A 12361-nucleotide genomic window follows, 5' to 3' on the forward strand; every position below is an offset into this window, starting at 1 on the left:
CGGCCCGGCCGCGCGCCCGCTATTTCGCCGGGATCTTGTTGATCGCCGAATTGTCGATCTGGTCGGCCGCCACCAGTCTGTTGTCGGCGGCGCCGTTCTCCAGGTTTAGATCCATCACCGTGTCGAATATCCCGTGCAACGTGCCTTTTTCTCCCGGCTTGCCCATGTAGGCCAGGGATTCTGCAAGCGTCGTGTAGGACAGGCTGGAGTTGACGATGTCGGTCACTTCGGCAGGCGTCAGGCCGAAATGCTTGGACGCCATGTCGGCGAATTTTTCCGGCTCGGCCTTGATGAAATCGACCGCCTCATAGATGCAGCCGAGAAATTTTGCGTATTTGTCGGGGTTCGCCTTGAAGTCGTCGTTGCGGGCGATGATCGCGTCGATGATGATGCCGCGATGATCCTTGGACGAGATCAGCATGCGGGCACCGGTGCGGGTCGAGGCCTTCAGCGCCTGCGACATGAACGGTTCGTAGGTCGCGATCGCCGCGATCGATTCATCGACGAAAACCGCACCCGTATCGGCCGTCGCGATGTCCTTGATCTGCAGATCCTTCAGCGACAGGCCCGCCTGCTTCAGCTCCATCTGCAACAGCAGGCGCGAGGGGATGTTGGGCTCGGCCGCGACAACCTTGCCCTTGAGATCGGCAACCGACTTGATCTTGTCATCGGTGATGACGCCGTCGCCACCGACGGATTCGTCGATCGTGCCGATGATGATGCCGGGCGTCGAGGCGTCGCGCGGGCGGCCCTGATATTCGCCGACCGAGCGCATCTGCATCTCGATGTTGCCGCGCGCCATCGCCGCCATGACGTTGGTCAGGTCATCCTCGAACTTGATGCTGACATCAAGGCCCTTGGCGGTGAAGCAGCCAAGGTCGCTGGCGATATGGACAGGCGCAAATCCCAGCCATGTCGGCGCCAGGATGCGGATCTGGTCGGCGCTGAGGGCGAGCTGCGAACTGGCGAGCAGCAGGGCTGCGGACAAGGCGGTGCCGAGTAACGGTTTCATGATTGTTCCCCAATTTTGTTCCGTACAGGCTCGCGATTTCTGACATTGATGTAAATGAGTTTATTTAGAACGATACATCGAATAACATCGATGTATCGTTCTGTGCATCATGGGGAATGGCATGCGCCGGCTGGACAATATCGATATCCGCCTGCTGCGCGTTTTCGTGGCGCTGGCCGATTCAGGCGGGTTCGCCGCTGCGCAAATCACGCTCAACCTGTCACAGCCGACGCTGAGCACGCATCTGGCGGAGCTGGAGAAACGCATCGGTGCCCAACTCTGCCATCGCGGGCGCAAGCAATTCCGCCTGACCGAGGTTGGACAGGCAACCTACGATGCGGCGCAGAGGCTGTTCCGCGACCTTGACGATTTCGGACATCGCATCAATGCAGCCAGCGGCAGCCTGTCGGGCCGCTTGCGGGTCGGCACGTCGGATGGGGTCTTCACCAGTGGCGAACTGGGTATCCAGCACGCGCTCAGCCGCTTCATGGGGCCCGATTCCGACGTCTTCATCGACCTTTCGGTGGGTACGCCGTCCGAACTCGAGCAACAAGTTGCCGATGGCGGTCGCGACGTTGTCATCGGGCCGCTGTCGCAGAAAGCGCCTGGGGTTGTCTATCGCGACTATTGCGGCGAACCGCATCTTCTCTATTGCGGCCGCCGGCATCCGCTCTTTGCGATGCCCGATTCAAGGATCGATCAAGGCGCCGTCGATGCCGCGCGGTTCTCGGTGCGCAGCTATCGACATTTCGACGACCTCTACCTGGTCGGCCATCCCAAGGCGAGTGCATCGGTCGTGCACATGGAAGCGCAGTTGATGCTGATCCTGTCGGGCAACTTCATCGGCTTTCTGCCGTGCCATTTTGCCGATCCCTGGGTCGCGGCCGGAGACATGCGGGCCATCAAGCCAAGGGCCTATTCGTTCAGTTCCATACACCGCGTCGCCTATCGCAAGACCGACGCCCAGCGCTCGCTTGTTCAGGCGTTTCTCGGTGCATTGTTCGATGCAACGCCCGTGGCCGGATAGGGCGACATGCAAGCGCGCCACCGGCGAAGATCACAAAGGGCTTTGCAGGGCCTGCAATGACCGCGTCATGTTTTCCCTGGCCTGCGGTTCGCAGCGCTGGCGAAACTCTTCAGTGTGGAAGATATGCGGGCGGGCGAGGAAGCTCTTCAAGACCGCACTGCGTCCGGCTCGCCACATCGGCTCCTCCACCCAGTGATACTCGCGCCGCACGGCGCGCTCATAGGCGTCGAAGGCGTCCGGCGCGGCTCCCAGGATCGACAGGTCCATATCCAGGAAAAGACTTGCGTCCCGTGTGGCCGCCGCGTCTTCGAACGGCGGCACCTGGTGCGTGGCGGTGGCGACGATCATTGCCGAGATGCGGTTAAGGCGTGAAGGATTTGCGCGGCCCGCCAGCTTTTTCTCGGCAAGGGCCGCACTTTGCGCCTCATTGTCCTTGGCCTTGCTGTCGTAGATGGCATCGTGGAACCAGATCGCCGCTTCGATCGCCTCGGGGTCGCCGAGCAATTCTCGACAGTCGCCAGCGAGCGCCAGCATTGCCTCGATATGGGAAAGGTTATGATAGTGGCGGCCTGGCGCCCGGTAGAGAGCCGAAAGCTCGCTTTTCAGCGCGTCGTCGATCAAGGGTTCGTTTTCCATGGCTGCTTGAATTCCCGCGAACCAAATCCATTTGACAAAGCACTAAGGAAAATTGAGTTCAATCGTGCTATGATCTGGCTTATATGTGCGGCTTGGCAACAGGCACAACAGGCAAGCCAGGCAGGACGCAGGACGAGACGGCGATGAACAGCATCAGCATTTCCCGACACAGCGCATTGAAGCCGGTCGATCCGATCTGGCGTTCGATCCGCGACGAGGCCATGGAGGCTGTCAACCGCGACCCGCTGCTCGCTGCATTCCTCTATTCGACCATCCTCAACCAGGACAGCCTGGAAGAAGCAGTCATTCACCGGCTGGCCGAGCGGCTGGCGCACCAGGACATCGGCTCCGACCTCATCCGCCAGACCTTCAAGTCCATGCTGGCCGACGACAAGGAGTGGCCGACGACGGTGCGTGTCGACATCCAGGCCTATTACGATCGCGATCCGGCTTGCGATCGCTTCATCATGCCTGTGCTCTATTTCAAGGGTTTCCACGCCATCCAGACCCATCGGCTGGCGCATTGGCTGTGGAATCAGGGGCGCAAGGATTTCGCGCTCTATCTGCAGAGCCGCTCGTCTTCGGTGTTCCAGACCGACATCAACCCGGCCGCCCGCATCGGCAAGGGCATCTTCATCGACCATGCCACCGGCCTCGTGGTCGGCGAGACCGCTGTCATCGAGGATGACGTGTCGATCCTGCATGGCGTGACGCTGGGCGGCACCGGCAAGGCCGGTGGCGACCGCCACCCCAAGATCCGCTACGGCGTGCTGATCGGCGCCGGCGCCAAGATCCTCGGCAACATCGAAATCGGCCATTGCTCGAAGATAGCCGCCGGCTCGGTGGTGCTGTCGCCTGTGCCGCACAACAAGACAGTTGCCGGCGTGCCGGCCCGCGTCGTCGGCGAGACCGGCTGCGATCAGCCGTCGCGCCAGATGGACCAGCTTCTGCCGTCGCAGACGATGGATCAGGTCGTCAGCTTCGACATCTGATTTTCACGGCGCCGTCGTCTGCTGTCGGATTCCGGCCGCGGGCAGGAGCGGGCGGTTGTCTCGCCTTATCAGGCCGCTTGCCTTTACATCGCCATTGTCGACGTGCCAGAAGCGCGTTCGAACGAGCAAGCCCGATGATCGGAGAAGACTGTTGAAGCCGGACGAAATCAGAAAGCTGGACGCCTATTTCAAGCGCGTCTTCCAGAACCCCAAGCTCGAGGTCAAGGCGCGGCCGCGCAAGGACGATTCGGCCGAGGTCTATGTCGGCGACGAATTCCTCGGCATCGTCTTCAAGGACGAGGACGACGGCGACTACAATTTTTCGATGGCAATTCTCGACATCGATTTGGCCTGAGCCAGCAAATCTTGCGGTCGGTCGGCTCCATGCGGCCGGCCAGCCGGTTCCCTTGAAGCGTTCTTAGCGTCCCGCCTTCAGAACGCGCCCCGCTTCGGTGGCGATTGCCGCGTCGAGCGCCTGCCAATCGCCCAGAAACTCCCTTGGGAAGCGATAGGTGAGGCTGAGTTGGTCGCCGACCTGGATGTCGCGCTCGCAAGGCGCCAGTGATTGGTCGGCACTCGGTCCGCTCAGGCAACGGGCCACAAACGGCTCCTTGCCGGGGCGATTGCCGACAACCAGCACCTCGTTCAGATAGCCTGATTTCTCGTTAAAATCATAAATCATCGTGCCGCCAGGCCCGGCAGTGCCGGGTTGGGTGATCAACGCGCTGTAGATCGGCGTGAAGCGGCCACTCATGTCACGCGACATCATCTGCTGTTCGAATGACAGGAAGACGATGTTCTTGACTGTGCCCGTGTGGTTGAAATCGTCACGCGCGGCCTCGCTGTAGCCGTCCATCTGGGGATAGCGCAGATAGAGGTCGAGCCGCGAGGCGATGCCGTCGCGCCGGGCCTGGGCGAAACGGATGGCGTTGGCCGGGACAGCGATGACATTGTTGCCGATCACCACCTGGTGGACCGTTGCCTCGTCGGTGTATCCGGCCATGGCGATCGAGTGGCCGAACCATTTGCCGCCAAGGCTGATCGCCACCGACAACAGGGCGAGCGCCGCGAACCCGTAGAGCACCCGCTTCATCAGCGTGGAATCGACCACGGTAAGTTCGTTGGCGAGCGCTGCCTGCTTCATCTCAGTCCTCGGATCCCGGGCCGCCCGTCCGCCTCCGGTGTCCCTGGGCGGCACACATCGCACGGCACGGCTCTTGCAGCCTGCATGGAACGACTGTGCAATTTCATGGTAAATGGAAAGTTAAGATGGGACCGCTGGAACTCACACTCTTTGCTTTTGCCGTCGGGTTGACGGCCTGTGGGCTGGCCGGATCGGCTATGGAGCTGGCGTCGGGCCGCAAGGTCGCCTTCACCGAACCCTATGTGTCGCCGTCACATGTCTTGCGCTCGCTGCTCGCCACCGCCTGTGCCGGACCCTTCATGCTGGTCAACGATGCCATCGATGCCCGGCGTCAGCGCCGCATTTCAACGTTGGCGCTGATGTCCTGCGGCTGCACGGCAATTGCGTGGACCTTGGCGCTGGGCGTCGTCGTGCTTGCCATTGCCTCGTGGACGGTCCGTCTCCTAGGGTCCGAGCTGCCCGCTTGAGACGATTCGGAGACCAGAAATGCCGCTTTATGCGATCGATGGAACAGAGCCCAGCTTCGCCGATGCGGACTCGAACTGGATCGCACCCGATGCGACGCTGATCGGCGACGTCAGGGTCGGACGCAATGCCGGCTTCTGGTTCGGCGCCGTCATCCGCGGCGACAATGAGCCCATCGTCATCGGTGCCGACACCAATGTGCAGGAACATACGGTCATGCACACCGATCCCGGTTTCCCGCTGACGATCGGGGAAGGCTGCACGATCGGCCACCGCGCCTTGCTGCATGGCTGCACGATCGGCGACAACAGCCTGATCGGCATGGGCGCCATCGTGCTGAACGGCGCGAAAATCGGCAGGAATTGCCTGGTCGGCGCCGGTGCGCTGGTCACCGAAGGCAAGGAATTCCCGGACAATTCGCTGATCGTCGGTTCGCCCGCCAAGGCGATCAGGGTGCTGGACGACGCGGCCGTGGCCAGGTTGCGCGGCTCGGCGGCGCACTATGTCGCCAACGGCAAGCGCTTCAAGGCGGGGTTGAAGAAGGTCTGAGGCCAGCCCGGCATTTGCTGGCGGTGGTTTCGTAGCGCCCCAACTCACTGTCTGTCAGAGCCGCGCCCGGCCATCGCATCGCGCAGCAATGAAGCACCGGCTTCAAAGCCGGCAATCTCGGCTTCCTCGATGGCTGTCCTGTAGTCATCGATGCGGGTTTCGAGCGCCGGGTCGGCGCCCGCCGCCAAAAGCAGACGGATCGCATCGACACTGCCGATTGCCACCGAATAGTGAAGCGGCGTCCAATCGTTCACACCTCGCATGTTGGGGTCAGCACCGCCTTCGATCAATGCCCGCACTATGTCCAGCCTGTCGGCCCGGTCGGTGGACAGCGCCGCAATGATGGACGGAAACCCGCCGTGATCCTGATAATTCGGATCCGAGCCGGCACCCAGCAAGGTCGAGATGAAGCCGACGGGGCTCCAATAGATCGCATATTCCAGCGGATGCCCGAGGCCGAGCTCGAACGGCATGCGCTCGTCGAACCAGCGGGAAGAGCCGCCCAGCGCCATGCCGAGGCCCTCGAAGTCGCCGGCCTTGAAGGCATCGTCGATAGCCTTGAACAGGCGGTGGCGCTCGCATCGATCTTCCGGGACTTCCAACATCGCTGTGATCCAGAAGGCGAAACCATCGGCCTATAGTGCCTCGATCTTCCGGGCGTGGGAAGGCGGTCGGGATGTTCTGATGCGCTCGGTGGGAGCTGCCATCCAAATCGAAGGAATAACGGGCGCAGTTAAGAAGAGGCGGGACTTTCCAATTCAGGAATATCCCCCGAACCAGCATTATCCCCGAACACAATCAAATATTGGGCGCCCACCTGTTTGGCGCAAGCACGGGCATACCTTCCCAAAGTCACACCGCCACCACTCTCTAGAAATCCTTGCGAGGTCGTGACACCCTGCAAGATAGGCTCCCCCGCTTGCTCCCTCGTCATAGTCATCTGTGCGACTGCACAATACATTAATTCGGTGCTGCCCAGACGAAGTGATTGGGCTACAACTCCGATCTTCGGCTCACCAATAAGCTCCTCGTTCTCTTTGGACAGACCTTCAAATGTTGACTCGAACGAGGTGCCGATCTCATCGACAAAGGCGAGGCAACGGGCCACGCTTACATCTGCCAATTCGATATCGGAAATGCTGAATTCGATATCAGACATTCCTACCCTTTCGGTTAGGCTCATCATTCGATCTACCGCGCGCAGCAAAGCGCAGAACCAATCAGCATTGTCGCGGTTGAAATGGTTATTGGCAACAATTTCGGTTCCAAATAGCTTCAACCCACCTTGATCGTGCACGTCGATGTAGAATTTCTCAGAGGCCAATATGATTACCGCCTGAGCTACCTCCTTCCACCATCTCAACGGCTTGGTTTCCGAATTTAAGCTTGCAATGGTAAAGCCGAGGGAACCGGCAAGATTAATGTCGAGAGTGATGGGGGGCGAACTTGCCAGGAATCGTGAGACAGGCTGGATAGGTGGAACTATCAAATTTCCTGCTCTTACTACGGGCGTACCATTGCGCTTTTGCCGGAAGAAAATCTTGCACCCTGGTCCGCCTGTTGGCGTAAAAGACATTATGCCGGGGCTCGAGAATTGCAGTCCAAACGGCCTTTGAAAGCCAAATCTCTCCTCTGTGGCCGAGAACGACGAAACATTCAGGGGGGTCAGGCCAAGAAAGCCGTCAATCACTTCCTTCCCGCTTTTGCCTTGGATGGTGACCGTGATTTTGACAGGGCTATCCGAATAGCCGGCTGTTTCAATTTGTTTGCGCTTGGCCTCGGTGTAGTCGCCGCCCGCCGCGTAGGTTTGGGATAGTTCCTGAACGCGTTCGAAGAACGCATGCGACTCCATGGGTACAGCATGCCAGTCCGTGCTCTCTGTGAAAGTCAGCATCTGTCTGCGTATGAGCTTTCCCTTACTGCTTTCAGCGGTCAATCTCTTCAAAACATGATCTAGGGGCGTACCCCCAAGATGGACCAAAAACGCACTCTCAACTGAGAGACTTGGGCCGAATTTCATGACAAATATGAAAGAAGCTTCAGGTGTTTTGGCCAGACGCTCCATTGACAACAAGCGGGCAGAAAAGCTCCTCTTGTCGGCCCACATCGACTTCACTTGAAAGTTGTAAGCGGGCAAGGCTGGCCTTTTGTCTGGATATTTGTTCCTGTCTAAATACCTGTTGGGGAACTCGACACGGTAGTCCCAGCCGGTTCGATCTCGTACTGATTTATTTACGACGAGGCCAAGTGGAGTGCAGAGCGGCGGAAAAAGCACTTCGCCATGCTCCCCTAACTCATCGGAATTCAGCTGCTGCTTTTTCATCCTGTTTGTATAGCAAAGGTGGGCCGCAAACAGAAACCTAAGCTGTTGAAGTCGTGCTTTTGTCGGAATTCAAAAGGCAACCCAGAAATGGCGGAGCCGGCCCGGGGACGGGGCCGGCTCCTTTCACCCGGTCGTTGGGGACGGGGAGGGTGGGGACTCGACCGGGTTTCTCCTGAAGCGCCTCGCATTCACGCGGCGCGCTTGAGCTCTGTTCTAGCGGACGCTGGCGACCGCGTCGGAGCGGCCGTCATTGATCGTCACCCAAACGCCGGAATTCTGGTCCGACTGGCGCTTGAGATAGGTGTAGTCGGTGTCCGTCCAGGACAGGACCTTGGTCTCGAGATTGTCGAGGATGAATTCTCCCAGGCTCGTGCGCACGGTCAGCACCGCGTGGCCGTCGCCATTCGGCTGGCGCGCCACTGTCATCAGCAAATTGCCGGCCGGCACGCCCGCATCCATCAACTCGCGGCGCTTTTCCAGCGCGTAATCCTCGCAATCGCCATAGCCATTGGCCGGATAGGCCCAATATTCCTCGACACCGTAGTTTTCCATGTCGGTGCGCGGCTTGATGCGAGTGTTGACCGAATTGTTGATGTTGACGATCGTCGCCCACAGTTTGCGGGTCAGTTCGACCGGCGCACCCTTCGGGGTCCGTTCGCTGCATTCGCCAGGACTGCGCTGGCAGAACTCATAATGGCCAACAGGCTGGGTGGTGCGTCCGCCGGTGTGCATATAGGCCGGTCCCGCGGCATATGCTGATCCCCAAGCGGAAAGCTGCATCGCCATTGCCACCAGCAACAGCTTGCCCCTCGTGTTCTTCATTGTTGTAGTCTCCCCGTTCGAAGGAGACATTGCCACATGTGGATTTATTTGACGCAAAAGCTCGAAGTAGATATTGAGTAAAACTCCAGTAGAATAAACGTAAAATTTGAATCATTTGAGTATTAATTCGTTTGGATATTGAGGCGCCAATCTCGGCGCGCGGAGGGCTCCCAAGCCCGCCAAGAGTGGGCTAAGCATGCCGGTCATGGCGTCGAAAACAAAAAACCGGCCACAAGGGCCGGTTTCCTGGAGTGTCGCTGTCGGGCCTGCTCAGGTACGTGGCGTGTTGAATTCGGAATCGAGCGTTTCGGGGCGCTGGATCACAGCGAATTCGATGGCGACGCCGTCCTCGAAATGACGCACGACCTGCCCGCGCATGGTGCCAAGCATAACCTGGATGCCAATCGCCGGCTTGACGTCGATCTCGACCGCGGCGCCGGAGAGCGAAAGGTCGATTATACGGCATTGGTACTGGCGGCCGTCGGTGAGCTGCAGCACGCTGGTCGGATTGCGCGGCGCGACGCGCTCGTGGCGGCGATCTTCCGGCAGGTCGAGTTCATGCTTGTTGGCGAGCCAGGTCAATTGCGCGGCCAGCTTGTCCTTCTTGCGATCCGACGCGATGACGGTCATCGCGAAACCGTCCTGCAAGGTGCGGGTGACGACACCTTCGATGCGGCCGATATGATCGATGTAGGCAATGATTTTTTCGCCGGGCATGCCGATGCGTTCGGTGCGAAACGCGACATTGCCCGGTGACATGTCGACGACCTGGCAGGGGTGTTCGGTGCGGTCTTCCAGCATGAAGCGTCCGTAGATTTTAACCCGGACGCGCTGAAAGTTACGCCTTTCAGCTTGGGACGGCGCATAGTCGACCGCCGCTGACCTCATGACTGCCTACACCCCGTTTGGCATCCCGCGCGCCGATGCGAGGAACTTCATCAGAGAAGTACAACAAAGCGGGTTAACAAAGGGAAAAAGCGGGCGCTCCAGGGGTTTCCTTTTTGCAGGTCGCGGTGCCAAAACAGCCGCGCAGTTTTGGGCGACGTGCATCAGGCCGCAAACGGACTATTCCTCGCGCCCGCCATCGAACACGACGAGATGGCGGATGCGGCGCGCCCGGCCGAGCGCCGAGATCGTCTCGGGTGCTCCAAGTTCATCGGGAACGAGCGAGGGGACATCGATCGCCGGGCGATTGTTGAGAAGCTCCTTCTCCGGATCGATGACGCGTATCGAATCGATCAACGCGTCGGTGATCGGATCGGCACCCAGCCAGAAGGGCTTCTCCACGGCGCTGATGACGCCCAGGCAGCGCGGATTTTCGACGCCGCCGTCCAGCGGCAGGGCAAGCAGTTCGAACTTGTTGGAGCGCCCGTTGCGGCTGAAACCCTCATAGCTGATGAGCACGACCGACTTCTGCTCGAAGACGCCATGGATCAGCCGCGAGACGAGCCGCTGATCCTTCTCGCGCCACAGCGATGGAAAGGAAAACCCCTTGAGTTCGCGGCCGTAGCAGGCGCAAAGCCTGGTGCCGGCCAGCCGGAATACGGCCTGTCCGCGCGTGTCCCGCTCCAGGATAAAGGTGTCGGCCAGCAGCGACTTGATGTCGGCCGGCTCGACCTCCGAACGCTTCGGGGCAGGACGTCCGTCACGCAGGCGGTTCCAATATTGGAACAGCGTGATCGATCCATTCTGGTTCATGCTATGCTGCTCCGCGCATTCTGTCGTCTGATGTCCCATCGGTGAACAGAAGGGCGCCCTCCGATGACCTACATGCGTTGCGGAGCAGGAAGCGTGCCAGCGTCGTTAACACTTGTTCACGGGTCGGGGCCGTTAAGGTTAACAAGTGGTTTACGTTGCATCGAAGCGAGCCCCGTGGCACACAAAAACCACTCCAGAAGCGGTCGTTTCGCGACGATCGGCAGCACTTCAGTCAAGAGTTTTAGGGGAGCAGGGGGCTCGACCAGCCGTTCAAGGGAAACCTTGAACGGCTTCTTTTTTGATTCGCGCCGCGGCGATTCGCGGTTTGCGGTTCGGTCCGTGGTGATCTAGATGCTCGAGCCCCGAATCCCGCAGAGTGCAATTTCAAATGAGTGAACCGGCATCTCCCTCGGAAGTCGACCCGGTCGAGGGCGCACCTGAACCGCGGCGCGAGCCGGTGTTCAACCTGCCGCCCGTCGTGCTGGCGGTGATCGGCATCTGTGTCGTCGTCTACCTGTTGCAGCAATATGTGTTGAGCGAATCCCAGCAGATGACATTGCTGTATGACGGGGCCTTCATCCCCGTTCTCTACACCGGGCAATACGGCTTCGACTGGTTCCTGTTTTCGCGGCCCTTCACTTATGCCTTCATGCATGGCGGCTTTGCCCATATCGCCATCAATATGGTGTGGCTCGCCGCGTTTGGTTCACCATTGGCAAACCGTCTGGGAGCGCTGTGGTTCGCGCTGTTTTTTGCCGCAACCGGGCTGGCTTCGGTCGCGCTTTTCTGGGCGATGCATCCTTATGGTGAGGCGCCGCTGGTCGGGGCTTCCGGTGCGATATCGGGCATGATGGGGGCTGCGGCGCGTTTCGGCTTCCGCACCGACCGTTCGGCCGGCAAGGCCGCCTTCGCCGGCCCTGTGCTGCCGATCGCATTCGTATTGCGCCTGCGCGGTGTCGTGATCTTCCTCGCCATGTGGATGGTCATCAATCTCGCCACCGGCCTGCTCGGGTTTGCCCCAGGGATAGATGGTCAGATCGCCTGGGAGGCTCATATTGGCGGCTTTGTCGCGGGCTTCTTCGGCCTGCGCTGGTTCGACAGGCGATGGCAGGCGCCCGAGTGGGAGACGACTGACCACCGCACTTGAAATGCAACCGATCACGGCGCACGATGTTCACTCTTACGTGAAGGCCGGTCAGGGCAGGAACCGGCAGGCAAAGCAGAGGAGGACGCCATGACGGTGAAGGCAATTCTCGAGAGAAAAGGCCATGACGTGTTGACGCTCGGGCCGAACGAAAAGCTGAGCGAAGCCATCCGCATCCTGGCAGAGCACAAGATCGGTGCGCTGGTCATCACCAATGGCGATCGCAAGATCGTCGGCATCCTGTCAGAGCGCGACATCGTCCGGGTTGTCGCCCGGGAAGGTGGAGCCGCGCTCGATATCGCCGTGCGTTCGGCGATGACGCCGAAGGTGAAGATCTGCAACGAAAATCACACCGTCAACGAGGTGATGGAGATTATGACCCGCGGCCGTTTCCGCCATCTGCCGGTGGAAAAGGACGGCATGCTCGATGGCATCGTGTCCATCGGCGACGTGGTCAAGCGCCGCATCGAGGATGTCGAGCGCGAGGCCGACCAGATCAGGGCCTATATCGCCACTGCCTGAACGGTGAGGCGAACCGCCGGCCGGAGA

15 protein-coding genes are annotated in these 12361 nt (G+C 59.9%); 7 read left to right on the plus strand and 8 right to left on the minus strand.

Annotated features, from left to right (window positions below; genetic code table 11):
* Positions 1–19: 19 nt before the first annotated feature.
* A complete protein-coding gene (locus tag AC0L3E_RS20035) occupies positions 20–1012 on the minus strand; it encodes an ABC transporter substrate-binding protein (RefSeq protein WP_128308273.1) in 993 nt (330 codons plus the stop codon).
* Between the two features lie 121 nt (positions 1013–1133).
* Between AC0L3E_RS20035 and AC0L3E_RS20040 the strand changes: the two genes are divergently transcribed.
* On the plus strand, positions 1134–2039 hold the full coding sequence (locus AC0L3E_RS20040) for a LysR family transcriptional regulator (protein ID WP_127268139.1): 906 nt from the start codon (positions 1134–1136) through the stop codon (positions 2037–2039).
* Positions 2040–2069: 30 nt separating this feature from the next.
* Here the strand turns inward: AC0L3E_RS20040 and AC0L3E_RS20045 are convergent, their stop codons facing one another.
* Positions 2070–2675 carry an HD domain-containing protein gene (locus tag AC0L3E_RS20045; protein WP_128308274.1) on the minus strand — a complete coding sequence of 202 codons (606 nt, stop codon included), beginning with the start codon at positions 2673–2675 and terminating at the stop codon, positions 2070–2072.
* Between the two features lie 143 nt (positions 2676–2818).
* Between AC0L3E_RS20045 and cysE the strand changes: the two genes are divergently transcribed.
* Both cysE and AC0L3E_RS20055 read left to right on the plus strand, forming a co-directional pair.
* A complete protein-coding gene (gene cysE, locus AC0L3E_RS20050) occupies positions 2819–3667 on the plus strand; it encodes a serine O-acetyltransferase (RefSeq protein WP_013531333.1) in 849 nt (282 codons plus the stop codon).
* Between the two features lie 151 nt (positions 3668–3818).
* Positions 3819–4022: a DUF3126 family protein gene (locus AC0L3E_RS20055; protein WP_013531334.1), complete on the plus strand. Its 204-nt coding sequence runs from the start codon at positions 3819–3821 to the stop codon at positions 4020–4022.
* A gap of 63 nt (positions 4023–4085) precedes the next feature.
* Here AC0L3E_RS20055 and AC0L3E_RS20060 read toward each other — a convergent pair whose 3' ends face one another.
* Positions 4086–4811, minus strand: a complete 726-nt coding sequence (locus AC0L3E_RS20060; RefSeq protein WP_473605431.1) for a hypothetical protein — start codon at positions 4809–4811, stop codon at positions 4086–4088.
* A 125-nt stretch (positions 4812–4936) separates the two neighbouring features.
* Here AC0L3E_RS20060 and AC0L3E_RS20065 point away from each other — a divergent pair, with 125 nt between their 5' ends.
* Entirely contained in the window at positions 4937–5278 is a 342-nt protein-coding gene (locus AC0L3E_RS20065; RefSeq protein WP_292336496.1) for a DUF6949 family protein, read from the plus strand.
* 19 nt (positions 5279–5297) lie between these two features.
* Positions 5298–5825: a gamma carbonic anhydrase family protein gene (locus AC0L3E_RS20070; protein WP_027160406.1), complete on the plus strand. Its 528-nt coding sequence runs from the start codon at positions 5298–5300 to the stop codon at positions 5823–5825.
* Positions 5826–5869: 44 nt separating this feature from the next.
* Here AC0L3E_RS20070 and AC0L3E_RS20075 read toward each other — a convergent pair whose 3' ends face one another.
* The 5 genes from AC0L3E_RS20075 to AC0L3E_RS20095 all read right to left on the minus strand — a co-directional run bounded on the left by AC0L3E_RS20075 (position 5870) and on the right by AC0L3E_RS20095 (position 10668).
* A complete protein-coding gene (locus AC0L3E_RS20075) occupies positions 5870–6430 on the minus strand; it encodes an ankyrin repeat domain-containing protein (RefSeq protein WP_473605433.1) in 561 nt (186 codons plus the stop codon).
* 128 nt (positions 6431–6558) lie between these two features.
* Complete coding sequence (locus AC0L3E_RS20080) at positions 6559–8148, minus strand: hypothetical protein (protein WP_473605434.1); 1590 nt, start codon at positions 8146–8148, stop codon at positions 6559–6561.
* Positions 8149–8361: 213 nt separating this feature from the next.
* Positions 8362–8970 carry a transglutaminase-like cysteine peptidase gene (locus tag AC0L3E_RS20085; RefSeq protein WP_127269622.1) on the minus strand — a complete coding sequence of 203 codons (609 nt, stop codon included), beginning with the start codon at positions 8968–8970 and terminating at the stop codon, positions 8362–8364.
* Between the two features lie 270 nt (positions 8971–9240).
* A complete protein-coding gene (locus tag AC0L3E_RS20090) occupies positions 9241–9858 on the minus strand; it encodes a PilZ domain-containing protein (RefSeq protein ID WP_473605436.1) in 618 nt (205 codons plus the stop codon).
* 177 nt (positions 9859–10035) lie between these two features.
* A complete protein-coding gene (locus tag AC0L3E_RS20095) occupies positions 10036–10668 on the minus strand; it encodes a PAS domain-containing protein (RefSeq protein ID WP_023812148.1) in 633 nt (210 codons plus the stop codon).
* 388 nt (positions 10669–11056) lie between these two features.
* Between AC0L3E_RS20095 and AC0L3E_RS20100 the strand changes: the two genes are divergently transcribed.
* On the plus strand, positions 11057–11815 hold the full coding sequence (locus tag AC0L3E_RS20100; RefSeq protein ID WP_473605437.1) for a rhomboid family intramembrane serine protease: 759 nt from the start codon (positions 11057–11059) through the stop codon (positions 11813–11815).
* A gap of 87 nt (positions 11816–11902) precedes the next feature.
* Positions 11903–12334 (plus strand): CBS domain-containing protein, encoded by a 432-nt coding sequence (locus AC0L3E_RS20105; RefSeq protein WP_027039198.1) that lies wholly within the window; start codon positions 11903–11905, stop codon positions 12332–12334.
* The last annotated feature ends 27 nt before the right edge of the window (positions 12335–12361 follow it).

The organism is Mesorhizobium sp. WSM4822 (genome assembly GCF_055811155.1).

Coding starts and splice junctions, on each gene's coding strand:
- AC0L3E_RS20035 (WP_128308273.1), bottom strand. CDS start 1,012: ATGAAACCGTTACTCGGCACCGCCTTGTCCGCAGCCCTGCTGCTCGCC.
- AC0L3E_RS20040 (WP_127268139.1), top strand. CDS start 1,134: ATGCGCCGGCTGGACAATATCGATATCCGCCTGCTGCGCGTTTTCGTG.
- AC0L3E_RS20045 (WP_128308274.1), bottom strand. CDS start 2,675: ATGGAAAACGAACCCTTGATCGACGACGCGCTGAAAAGCGAGCTTTCG.
- cysE (WP_013531333.1), top strand. CDS start 2,819: ATGAACAGCATCAGCATTTCCCGACACAGCGCATTGAAGCCGGTCGAT.
- AC0L3E_RS20060 (WP_473605431.1), bottom strand. CDS start 4,811: ATGAAGCAGGCAGCGCTCGCCAACGAACTTACCGTGGTCGATTCCACG.
- AC0L3E_RS20065 (WP_292336496.1), top strand. CDS start 4,937: ATGGGACCGCTGGAACTCACACTCTTTGCTTTTGCCGTCGGGTTGACG.
- AC0L3E_RS20070 (WP_027160406.1), top strand. CDS start 5,298: ATGCCGCTTTATGCGATCGATGGAACAGAGCCCAGCTTCGCCGATGCG.
- AC0L3E_RS20075 (WP_473605433.1), bottom strand. CDS start 6,430: ATGTTGGAAGTCCCGGAAGATCGATGCGAGCGCCACCGCCTGTTCAAG.
- AC0L3E_RS20080 (WP_473605434.1), bottom strand. CDS start 8,148: ATGAAAAAGCAGCAGCTGAATTCCGATGAGTTAGGGGAGCATGGCGAA.
- AC0L3E_RS20085 (WP_127269622.1), bottom strand. CDS start 8,970: ATGAAGAACACGAGGGGCAAGCTGTTGCTGGTGGCAATGGCGATGCAG.
- AC0L3E_RS20090 (WP_473605436.1), bottom strand. CDS start 9,858: ATGAGGTCAGCGGCGGTCGACTATGCGCCGTCCCAAGCTGAAAGGCGT.
- AC0L3E_RS20095 (WP_023812148.1), bottom strand. CDS start 10,668: ATGAACCAGAATGGATCGATCACGCTGTTCCAATATTGGAACCGCCTG.
- AC0L3E_RS20100 (WP_473605437.1), top strand. CDS start 11,057: ATGAGTGAACCGGCATCTCCCTCGGAAGTCGACCCGGTCGAGGGCGCA.
- AC0L3E_RS20105 (WP_027039198.1), top strand. CDS start 11,903: ATGACGGTGAAGGCAATTCTCGAGAGAAAAGGCCATGACGTGTTGACG.